Origin of the sequence: uncultured Veillonella sp., from assembly GCF_900545205.1 — a bacterium.
Taxonomy (GTDB): Bacteria; Bacillota; Negativicutes; order Veillonellales; family Veillonellaceae; genus Veillonella.
The window spans coordinates 1-10,877 of sequence record NZ_UQYC01000060.1 but is presented as its reverse complement, the minus strand read 5'-3'; the positions used below and the strand labels follow the sequence as shown (position 1 = coordinate 10,877).

At 39.2% G+C, this 10,877-nt stretch carries 11 protein-coding genes; 1 reads left to right on the top strand and 10 read right to left on the bottom strand.

Annotated elements, in window-relative coordinates:
* Positions 1 to 9: 9 nt before the first annotated feature.
* The 6 genes from QZR70_RS07000 to moaC all read right to left on the bottom strand — a co-directional run bounded on the left by QZR70_RS07000 (position 10) and on the right by moaC (position 5,511).
* Positions 10 to 732: a DUF4198 domain-containing protein gene (locus QZR70_RS07000; RefSeq protein WP_156719920.1), complete on the bottom strand. Its 723-nt coding sequence runs from the start codon at positions 730 to 732 to the stop codon at positions 10 to 12.
* Between the two features lie 261 nt (positions 733 to 993).
* On the bottom strand, positions 994 to 2,805 hold the full coding sequence (typA, locus tag QZR70_RS06995) for a translational GTPase TypA (protein WP_005385769.1): 1,812 nt from the start codon (positions 2,803 to 2,805) through the stop codon (positions 994 to 996).
* 302 nt (positions 2,806 to 3,107) lie between these two features.
* The gene (gene murB, locus QZR70_RS06990; protein ID WP_105086446.1) at positions 3,108 to 4,040 is read right to left on the bottom strand and encodes a UDP-N-acetylmuramate dehydrogenase; all 933 of its coding nucleotides are present in this window, start codon (positions 4,038 to 4,040) and stop codon (positions 3,108 to 3,110) included.
* Positions 4,012 to 4,380, bottom strand: coding sequence for a YlbF family regulator (locus QZR70_RS06985; RefSeq protein WP_060924059.1), 369 nt, complete (start codon positions 4,378 to 4,380; stop codon positions 4,012 to 4,014). Before QZR70_RS06985 ends, murB begins: the two co-directional genes overlap by 29 nt.
* A gap of 104 nt (positions 4,381 to 4,484) precedes the next feature.
* Positions 4,485 to 4,970 (bottom strand): tRNA (uridine(34)/cytosine(34)/5-carboxymethylaminomethyluridine(34)-2'-O)-methyltransferase TrmL, encoded by a 486-nt coding sequence (gene trmL, locus QZR70_RS06980; RefSeq protein ID WP_005385766.1) that lies wholly within the window; start codon positions 4,968 to 4,970, stop codon positions 4,485 to 4,487.
* A gap of 28 nt (positions 4,971 to 4,998) precedes the next feature.
* Complete coding sequence (gene moaC, locus QZR70_RS06975; RefSeq protein WP_024064775.1) at positions 4,999 to 5,511, bottom strand: cyclic pyranopterin monophosphate synthase MoaC; 513 nt, start codon at positions 5,509 to 5,511, stop codon at positions 4,999 to 5,001.
* 108 nt (positions 5,512 to 5,619) lie between these two features.
* Between moaC and QZR70_RS06970 the strand changes: the two genes are divergently transcribed.
* The gene (locus QZR70_RS06970; RefSeq protein WP_060924061.1) at positions 5,620 to 6,297 is read left to right on the top strand and encodes a metal-dependent hydrolase; all 678 of its coding nucleotides are present in this window, start codon (positions 5,620 to 5,622) and stop codon (positions 6,295 to 6,297) included.
* A gap of 124 nt (positions 6,298 to 6,421) precedes the next feature.
* On the opposite strand, the gene QZR70_RS06965 is transcribed toward QZR70_RS06970, so the two are convergent.
* From QZR70_RS06965 to QZR70_RS06950, 4 genes are all read right to left on the bottom strand, one after another.
* Entirely contained in the window at positions 6,422 to 8,065 is a 1,644-nt protein-coding gene (locus QZR70_RS06965; RefSeq protein WP_363661704.1) for a VWA-like domain-containing protein, read from the bottom strand.
* A 135-nt stretch (positions 8,066 to 8,200) separates the two neighbouring features.
* Positions 8,201 to 9,301: an AAA family ATPase gene (locus tag QZR70_RS06960; protein WP_060924062.1), complete on the bottom strand. Its 1,101-nt coding sequence runs from the start codon at positions 9,299 to 9,301 to the stop codon at positions 8,201 to 8,203.
* 13 nt (positions 9,302 to 9,314) lie between these two features.
* Positions 9,315 to 10,121: a hypothetical protein gene (locus QZR70_RS06955; RefSeq protein WP_295794078.1), complete on the bottom strand. Its 807-nt coding sequence runs from the start codon at positions 10,119 to 10,121 to the stop codon at positions 9,315 to 9,317.
* Positions 10,122 to 10,234: 113 nt separating this feature from the next.
* The coding region (locus QZR70_RS06950; RefSeq protein WP_295794075.1) for a TrkA family potassium uptake protein at positions 10,235 to 10,877 on the bottom strand (643 nt) is incomplete at its 5' end.

Below are 10,877 nucleotides of genomic sequence, written 5' to 3'. Positions count from 1 at the left end.
TACTAATTATTATTCTTCAGGAGAAATAAGGAAGGACAATGCACTAAAGTATTTATTTTGTTCCCCTTTATTTTGTGTAGGGAATGCAACTTCAACACCTACTACATTTAAGCCATCTGCTGTAACAGCTACAGTAGCTTTACCATTTTCATCTGCTTTAGCTTCACCAGTTAAATCATTTACTAAATCTTTGATAAGAGGTGCATTCGCATATGGTTTACCATCTTTAAACACTTGGATTTCATATGTATCACCTTTTCTTAATGTCAATGGATTAACAGAAGGTACAATTTGAATAAATGCATTCTTATCTACAAATGGTTTTGCTTGTGCATTCCAGTAATGAACATCATATTTGATAGCATGTGTACTCTTAACCGCACCAGGAACTTCGGTGATTGGTTTATGAATTGTTTTACCATCTTTAGTCTTAGTCCAGTAGCCATAATCAAAATTAGTTACAGTTACACCAAGGTCTGCTGGTGGAATAATAGCTACATTTTTTTCATGCTTCACAACTTGTACAGGAATTTGTTTGCCTTGTACATCATATCCAGTAATATTTTTTACCATATCTGCACTATAAGCATTATCTACAGGACCCTCACCTAATACAAGTACTTTTTCATCTGTACGGTTAGCGAAGAACACACCATGTGCATCAACAGAAGAGCATACATAGCCTGCAGCTAAACCTACAGCAAATAAAGATGCTAAAATTTTCTTATTCATAAGAACCTCCATAATCAATAATTGATTTCAACAAACTTGCTATTATTATACATCGATATGGATATTCCGTATATACCGATACCCCTATCAGCAAGATATTATGCAAACTCCATATATACAAGGTTCTATATTCCTATTAATCATAAATGATAAAATTATCATCTATTTTTCATATGAATATAATAAATAGGAATATCCTCTTTGTTATATGTAATAAAAACGACGCCCCCATAGGAGCGTCGTTTTATATCACTAAGGATATTATTTTTTGTTTTTAGCAGCTTTCGCACGTGCGTTACGATCAAGGATTGTTTTACGCATACGAATGCTTTCAGGTGTTACTTCAACGAGTTCGTCATCGTTAATCCACTCAAGAGCTTGTTCCAAGGAGAAGATACGAGGTGGAGTCAAGCGTACTGCTTCGTCAGAGGAGCTGGAACGCATGTTAGTAACGTGTTTTTTCTTACATGGGTTAACATCCATATCAAGTTCACGAGTATTTTCACCGATAACTTGGCCTGCGTACACGTCTTGGTTAGGACCAACGAACAATGTACCGCGATCTTGAACAGAGTTCAAACCATATGGTGTAGTTTCGCCATTTTCAAATGCTACCAAGGCACCGCGTGTACGGGAAGGAATTTCACCTTTATATGGTGCATAACCATGGAATACATGGTTCATAATACCATTACCTTTTGTAGCTGTTAAGAATTGTGCACGGAAACCGATCAAACCACGTGCAGGAATTACAAATTCCATGCGAAGGTAACCAGCTAACTCAACCATGTTAGTCAATTCAGCTTTACGTTGGCCAAGATTTTCCATTACTGTACCCATGAATTCTTGAGGTACGTCGATAGTCAATGCTTCTAATGGTTCGCACAATTTGTCGTTAATAGTTTTGAAAATTACGCGAGGTTTACCTACTTGTAATTCATAGCCTTCACGACGCATAGTTTCGATCAATACAGCCAAATGCAATTCGCCACGGCCAGATACTTTGAAAGCATCTGCAGAATCAGTTTCTTCTACCTTCATAGAAACGTTAGTTTCTACTTCGCGGAACAAACGATCACGTAAGTGACGGGATGTAACGAATTCACCTTCGCGACCTGCGAATGGAGAGTTGTTTACGGAGAATACCATGGACAATGTTGGTTCGTCGATGGAGATGGATGGTAATGCTTCAGGATTTTCAGCATCTGCTACAGTTTCGCCGATATTGATATCGTCGATACCAGCGAACGCAATGATATCACCCATTTCAGCTTCGTCAGTTTCAACACGGTTCAAGCCATTGTATGTATATACACGACCAATTTTCGCTTTACGAGTGCTTTCACCAGTCATGATAGCTACTTGTTGGTTAGGTTTCATTTTACCGCGAACGATACGGCCTACTGCGATTTTACCGATGAAGTTATCGTAATCAAGTGTAGTAACCATGAATTGAAGAGGACCTTCCAAATCACCTTGTGGTGCAGGAATTTCTTCGATCAATGTTTCAAACAATGGTTCCATATTTACAGCTTCGTCATCCCAGTTAGTTTTAGCCACACCAGCACGAGCAGATGCGTATACTACAGGGAAATCTAGTTGGTCATCATCAGCTTCAAGTTCCATGAACAATTCAAGAACTTCATCTTCAACCTCTTTAACGCGTTGGTCAGGACGGTCAATTTTATTGATAACAACGATTGGTTTCAATTTTTGTTCTAACGCTTTACGCAAAACGTATTTTGTTTGAGGCATTGGACCTTCGTAAGCATCTACGAGAAGCAATACGCCGTCAACCATGTTAAGTACACGTTCTACTTCGCCGCCGAAGTCAGCATGGCCTGGAGTATCAACGATGTTGATTTTAATGCCATCATGCATAACAGCAGTGTTTTTAGACAAAATAGTAATACCGCGTTCACGTTCCAAGTCGTTGGAGTCCATTACGCGTTCTGCTACTTTTTCATTTTCACGGAACACATGGCTTTGTTTTAATAACGCGTCCACCAAAGTAGTTTTACCATGGTCAACGTGGGCGATAATCGCTACATTTCGAAGATTTTCGCGAATCATAAGATCCTCCCTTTAATTCTTTCAGTATATTCTATATCATATAACGCTTGTGAAAGTCGCTATATAGGTATATTCCCAAAATTGGCAACACTTAATTATAACGTAGTCTATAGAAAAAAGTCAAAGAAGTACAGAATTTCTAATCATGGCAATTTCTACATTTGATTATACTTTTGAGTCATCTTAAGGCTAAATTAGCTACATAAGCATATGGTATTAAAAAAGATTTCTTATGATACCTTGCCTCAAATAAGATAAGAGGAACGTCACATAAGAAATCTTGTATTAATATTTAGTTTGTATTAGTCTTCACCAATCATACGTACTTCTGGCTCCAGATGTACACCATGTTGATCATATACGCGTTTTTGTACCTCTTTGATAAGATCAAGTACATCTTTAGCTTTAGCATTACCAGTGTTGATAACAAAGCCAGCATGCTTATGAGATACTTGTGCATCACCAACAGATAATCCTTTAAGACCTGTTTGTTCAATCAAAGTACCTGCAAAATACCCTGGTGGGCGCTTAAAGGTTGAACCCGCGCTAGCATACTCTAAAGGTTGTTTAGATTCACGCTTTTCTGTGAGCTCATCCATGCGAGCCTTAATAGCATCCTTATCACCAGGTTGTAACGTCATAATAACCTCCCCAATAACCTCATGATTATCGTGGAATACGCTATGACGATATCCAAAATCTAAGTGAGATGCATCGTACTCCTTAATATTGCCCTCGAAGTCTACAGCTAGTACTGAAGTGACCACATGGCTCATTTCCCCGTCATAAGCACCTGCATTCATAAATACAGCACCACCAAGTGTACCTGGAATACCAATGGCAAATTCAAGGCCAGATAGTCCGTTTTCCCAAGCAAATTCAGAAGCATCTTTTAACATATAACCAGAACCAATGCATAATACATTATCATTGCAATCCATGATTTGTGTCATATGTCGAACCGATACGACAGCACCGCGAATACCACCATCTTTCACCAAAATATTGGAGCCGCAACCAATAATAGTTACAGGCACTTGTAATTCGTGAATCTTGCGTAGCGTAAAGCTCAACTCATCCATCGTTGTAGGTTCAATAAATAAATCAGCAGGACCACCAATTTTAAATGTCGTATGATGACAAAGCAGTTCCTGTTCTCGTACACGTGTACTAGGTAATTTCTCTAATAAGGCTTCTTTTAAGTCCTTAATGTTTTGGTTGTTGTTGTTCGCCATGATCTAACACTTTCATCCCCTCAGTGATTGGTTCGCTAATGATTTTATAAATATCATTAGAGATTTGGCTCCAACGCATTTGTGCTTGTAAATAAGCAGCCGCTGCAGCATTTTCTTGAATTTGAGGCATCAATTCCTCTTGTTTCTTTTGCAATTCATCAGCTTCTGGTGCACCAGACAACTTTGCGTATTCCCATTGCATTTGTTGTGCCATAAATGTGCGTACCAACGCCGCTGCTACTGCGTCAGCTTTCAAAGCTTCTTGAGCTGCCATTAACTCTTTGTACTCTTCGGATTCACGCATAGCGTGAGCTAAATCATGAGCTTTATCGTAGTTCATAATATCCTCCTCTAACAACACCTGTCAAAATACTACCTCTCATGTAGATTGGGTAGGATTTCTAACACATATTTATTGTATATATCTCAATGGTGAAAGTATATTTATTTAGGTTGAATCCAGTTGCCTTCGGCTTTAAGATCTGGATAATCAAGTTGGCGCATAGCTTCATATGCAATAATAGCTACTGCATTAGATAAGTTTAAAGAACGCGCCTCATCTACCATTGGTATACGAATGCATGTTTCTTCAACACCTTCTAATAAGCTTTCAGGCAAGCCTCTTGATTCAGGGCCGAATACGAGCATATCTCCGATTTCATACTTTACCTCGGAGTGGGTATGCTTTGCTTTTGTAGTAGCGTAGAAATATCTGCGATCAGGATATTTCGCATACAACTCTTGAATATTTTCATGTACCTGTACATCTACCAAATGCCAATAATCGAGACCAGCTCGTTTCACGTGCTTATCGTCGATAGAAAAACCAAGTGGTTTGATAAGATGTAGGGTCATGTGATTAGCTGCGCATAAACGCGCTATATTTCCTGTATTGCCAGGGATTTCTGGCTCATAAAGTACTATTTCCATTTTCGTTCCCCTATTCTTTATATCTATATTATTCTACAAAGGAACGCACAAAATGTCCACTTTTCCCGCCTTCTTTTTCTACGAGGTATGTAGGGCCCATAATCATGCCTTTATCGATGGCCTTACACATATCGTATACGGTGAGCAATCCCACTTGTACAGCTGTAAGGGCCTCCATTTCAACGCCCGTTTTTCCAGTAGTCTTAACGATGGCACGTACCTTAACGGCCTTGTTATGATTTTCATCAGTGCAAGCAGGGCTTTCACCATCTACTAAAGAGCAGTGAACCTCAACCTTTGTGAGTGCTAATGGATGACAAAGAGGAATGAGATTGCTCGTTTGCTTAGCTCCCATAATAGCAGCTAGTTGCGCAACACTAAGGACATCGCCCTTTTTTATAGTACCTGCAGCAATGCGCTCATAAATTGCATCATTGATTGCTATGAATCCTTCTGCGATGGCTGTGCGGGATGTGATATCCTTATCGGATACGTCCACCATCCAAGCATTACCATCTTGGTCAAAATGTGTTAAATCCATACTATATCCTTACTAATTATGCATAAATTATCATCAATAGTTTTATTTTCATTTATTATATTATACAATAGAATTAAGATTTATATGTATAAGGAAGGAAGTGTTCCTATGAAAACAAAACTAACTTATTTCGGTCATGCTTGCTTTATGCTCACTCGCGGTGATGTGTCCATGATTTTCGACCCATTCTTAACAGGTAATACATGGGATATCGCAAAAAAAGAAGATATCAAATGCCAATATATCTTTGTCAGCCATGGTCACGATGACCACTATGGCGATACAGATTTCATTGCTAAAGCAAATGATGCGCTCGTTATCTCTACTGCAGAGGTAGCTGGTAAAGCAGCAGCTGCTGGTTGTCGTACACACGCTATGCATTTAGGCGGTAAATTTGACTTTGAATTCGGTTCTGTTCGCATAGTTCCAGCCTTCCACGGCGCAGGTATCCCTGGCGGTCATGCAGCAGGTTGTATCGTAGACTTCTACGGAGATATTGTATACTTCGCAGGTGATACAGCACTCTTTAGCGATATGAAATTGTTGAATCGCTTTGGCGATATTGACTACGCTTTACTTCCTATCGGCGATAACTTCACGATGGGCGTTGAAGATGCAGCTCTTGCCGCTTCTTATGTAAAAGCGCGTATCTCCATTCCAATTCACTACAAAACATGGCCTGTTATCGACCGTGAACCAGGTGTATTTACAAGCTTAGTTGAAGGCAAATACAATCAAACAGCCCTCATTATCGATCCAGGTTCCTCGATCGAGCTCAATAACTAAAATAAAAAATAACACCTACGTAGAAATGACGCAATTCTAAGGAATTGCGTCATTTTTATATGCTTTTATAAACGCTCCTCTAGGTTAAACCAAAATATATCACTGCTCACCTTTATAAAGCAGCTTATACCTCTTGGTTAGCCATAGAAAAGCCACTACGACTAGACATACGTACAAATTCATCTATATCTTGTGTTTCATCTACACCCACATAACCTAGTTCACGAACCATGCCATACGGATTATGAAGAGATAGTTGAGGCTTTTCTCCTGTAAGAACCCATAAAACCTTATACCCTTTCGGAGCCTCTCGTAATCGTTCCTCGCCTTTGCCATCCGTGAAGTAAACCAATAAATCCACACGGTTTTGATTGGCTAAAGAAAATACTGGCGAGAAAGCTGTTGCACCGCGCACATCAAGGCGAGGCTTTACATCTTTTACTGATTCCATCGTATACGTACGTCGCACCTCATTATCACATTCTACAACGGTGATGCGATGGTTATAGGCATGTACAATTTGCAATACTTGTTCTAACGCGTTCGTAAACTCTGCATCAGTAATACTACCACTCATATCGAGAGCAACCCATACATTAGCTTTATGTTGACGCAAGGTACCAGACAACTCCAAGCGCTCAGGTTGACGACGATTGCGGCGCATCGTCGTTTTTTTGTAACCACTTGCTACCTTGCCCATGAGCTTTTTAAGGTAGAAATACCACGGAAGAGCACGACGTGTTTTTTGGAAGGTATCGATGAGACTCTTCACATATCCTTCCATATCACCTTTTGAGGCTTCGTTGATATAGCGCTCCGTAATTTGGTCCATCGTATCTGTATCAATGGAATCAGATTCATCCCAAATATCATGGCTAGTTTGAGGGTCAAACTCCATAGCTACAGCTGTATCAGAATTATCTACGGGCACAAAGAGTTCAGGCTTTTCCTTCATCGCCTTATCGATAGCCTTGGCATAATACTCAATGGTGCGGAATCGTTTGAGCATCAATCCAAAACGTTCATTTACATTGGCTACAGTAACCGCATCACGATCAACATGTTCTAAGTAGTCATTTACAACCATATCCATCGCCATATGTACGGCCGTTTTATTAAAGCTTTGACTCAATGTTTTTACGCGCATCAAATGTGCAGAAATAATATGAAGAATTTCACGCTTAATGCCATCTTTCATAACATCTGGTGGCTGGCGTAGTAAGATAAAAGGATTTACATATAATACATAGCCACCTTGTTTTAAGTTAATACCGAAGGCACTGGTCATATCAAAACGAATACGATGAGCCATTTGTAAATAAAAATAACCAAAGAATTGGTCCTCTTCAAGGAGTAAGCTATTTACATCATGCAAAATATTCCATAATCGTTGCTCAAAGGCAGGTGTCATAACGGCTTGTTGCATTATCGCAAAATCAGTACCTTCAATTTGTATCTCATCTAAGGCACGTCCTATGGTCCCTATATGACTATCAGACATATTATGGTTCATCAAGTCCGCCGCTATACGTTCTGGTTCCATGCTATGATGTTGCTCTTCATAACTATCTACATAGGCTTCGTATGCAGCATAGATTTGCGTGTACAAGGCCTCTGCTTCACGATGAATACGTTCCCGTTTTGCATGCCAACGATCGAGAGCCTCGATGGCCTTCTCATCATAGGAACCTGTTTTCTCCCACCCGTCTATATGAGTGAGTAAATCAGAGGCGTCGCGAATATCATCTTTATCTAAATTTCGTTGCATCATTCCACCTCCTTTTTCGTTTAACATCAGATTTTATGTATATCATGTTTTATATATTGGTTATTGTATCCCCAATCATTCACTAAATTTCTTTATCCATATGGACAGCTTCATTTAGTTAACTATGGAGCAGAACTATTTTTGTGCTTCAAAGAAGGTATCGATGAACAAGTCATCTTCAATCGCATAGGCGTATACCCGTTCATAAGTGTTTCGTAAATCTTTCATAACTGCTACGCGTAGATCACCTGGATACAATGTAAGGAATTCAATGAAGTGATGAACTTCTTCGGCATTGCTATTGCGGTTTAAACGATGCAACATATTTTTAGCCGCTACGTATAAGCGTGTTGGACTTTCACTTTTAACCTGTTCAGCCATAGACATAATGGCTCCTGGCTTTTGAACCGCCGCCAATACATCATCAAAGGTAATAAGTGGTTCTTGGTCTGACTCGATAAAGTTTACAAACGCCTCAGCAATGAGTTTACCTACGTTACCGCGGATAACATTCATAAATACATCGCGACTATAGGCTGAATCTTCTTGGTTTTTATAAATCGTATACAGGCCAGATACGCGTTCAAAGGAGCGTGGTGTAGCATCAATATCATCTTCATGTCGTTGATTTAAATACTCTGGATAGGAAGAAATGAATTCGATAACTTTTTCCTCAATACCAGCACTTATAGCCCAGTCAATCCATTGCATATAATCAGCATTCATATAGAGCCATACAAAGCGGTTTTGTTGTGCCGGGTCCATGTCGATAGTTTGGTAGTCAAAAGAATCCTCAGGGTTCATAGCGGCGATGATACGCACTTGATCACTTAAAGAGAAGCCATTGATTTCACGATTCAAAATAAGATTCATTAACTCCTGTTGTACTGCATGTTCAGCACGGTTAATTTCATCGATAAATAGTAATACTTGACGACCTTTATCCACAGCTTGAGCCACATGTTCCAACGTATGATGTACAGCATACACTGTAGTCTTTACAGAATGTGTGTTACCACGACCATCTGTATGTGTTACAGATTCTACAGTTGGTAAACCACCAATTTCACCTTCTTTTAAAAGATTTCCATCAATGGTTACCAATTCCCAGTCATGCACAGTAGCTACGCGTGCCGCAAGAGATGTTTTACCAATGCCCGTTTCACCAACGAGCAAAGGCACTTGATTAGCAGCAAGCACTAATTCTACACTTGCCATTGTATCTATAAAGTTCATTGTGTCTCCATTTCTAATACTTCAAATATTCACTGACTGCAATTTTCTTAACAGCCCTAGTTCCATAAGCATCTATAAGTGACAATAAGTCGATATGCCATTTAGATTGGCGACCACCGATAGCTTGGTTGTTAATCAATTCACGAATATAGTCTTCATCAGCTGTATCACTAGAGATGGCGCTAATGATGATCGATTTAATTTCGTCCACAGTGACACCTAAATTATTTGGTATATACCCTAGTGTGGCAGCACTTACACCAAATAGGTGCAATGCCAAATCCTTTGTAAGCTTTGTAATTTGCCGCATTGCTTGAGAATCTTGTTTAACTGCTGCTTCTAATACGGCTACGCTAGGCTCATCAATATAACGTAATGCCAAGTAATTCTCTTTAACCGCTTGCAATTGTACCGCTTCACTAGGCTCCTTAATATATTGCAAAGCATCGTAGTTGGACTTTACAGCTTCTAACTGCAGTGTTTCAGATGGATTTGCAATATAGCGAATAGCCCACCCAGATTGATCGAGTGCACATTGAACAACTGCATCAGATGGGTTGTCGATATATTCTAAAACAGCCCAATCTTTTTCCACCAAGGCCTGTAATAGTTCTTCTGTAGGATGTTCCACGAATTGTATGGCTCGTGGTGATTGTGAAAGCGCCGTTTCAATAACCTTTTCGGTAGGTTCTTTAATGTATTGCAACAACATGCCATTTTGAGCTACGCAGGTAAGTTGCATTGCTTCTGTAGGGTTTGGAATATTCCGAATTCCATGGGGGTTATTGGTCAGCGCCGTTATGTATTGTTCTTCTGTCATACTAACCTTCATTTCTATCTAAAAAGGCCATACGAATACGTATGGCCTATACTGAATTCTATTTTTATTGTATCACATTTTTTCGATATAATTATATCTCTTTCGTATACTTACTACACCGTTAATGCATCTAAATCAGAATTATTCCCAATTACTAATAATTTATCATCTTCACCGAGAATGGTAATTGGGTTTGGTGGAACTTCTAAATCTTCACCGCGTCTTATGCCAACTGCATTAAGATTATATTTCTCACGCAAATTAGAATCCTTTAAGTTAGACCCTACCAAGAATGTTGGCACCTTAATTTCTATGAGACTAATATTTTTAGATAGTTGTAAATAATCCATCACATGGTCTCTAGTTAAAAATTGTACGAGACGTAATGCCATATCATATTCAGGATATATAACTTGATCTACACCTATTTTATGAAGCATTTTGCCTTGTATATTATTTTCAGCCTTGGCCACAATTTTATGTACGTTTAACTCTTTAAGAAGCATGGCTGTCATTAAGTTAGCTTGAAGATTTCCACCTATAGCCACAATAACCATATCAAACTGGCTTAGCGCCAATGCCTTGATTGCCTCTTCATCGCTTGTATCTGCAACTATAGCATGTGTTATAAATGGCGAAATTTTCTGTACAACTTCTGGATCAATATCTACACCTAATACCTCATGATCCATGGAAGCTAACATCTTGGCAACAGTGCCACCAAATTGACCAAGACCTATTACTGCTATCGTTTTA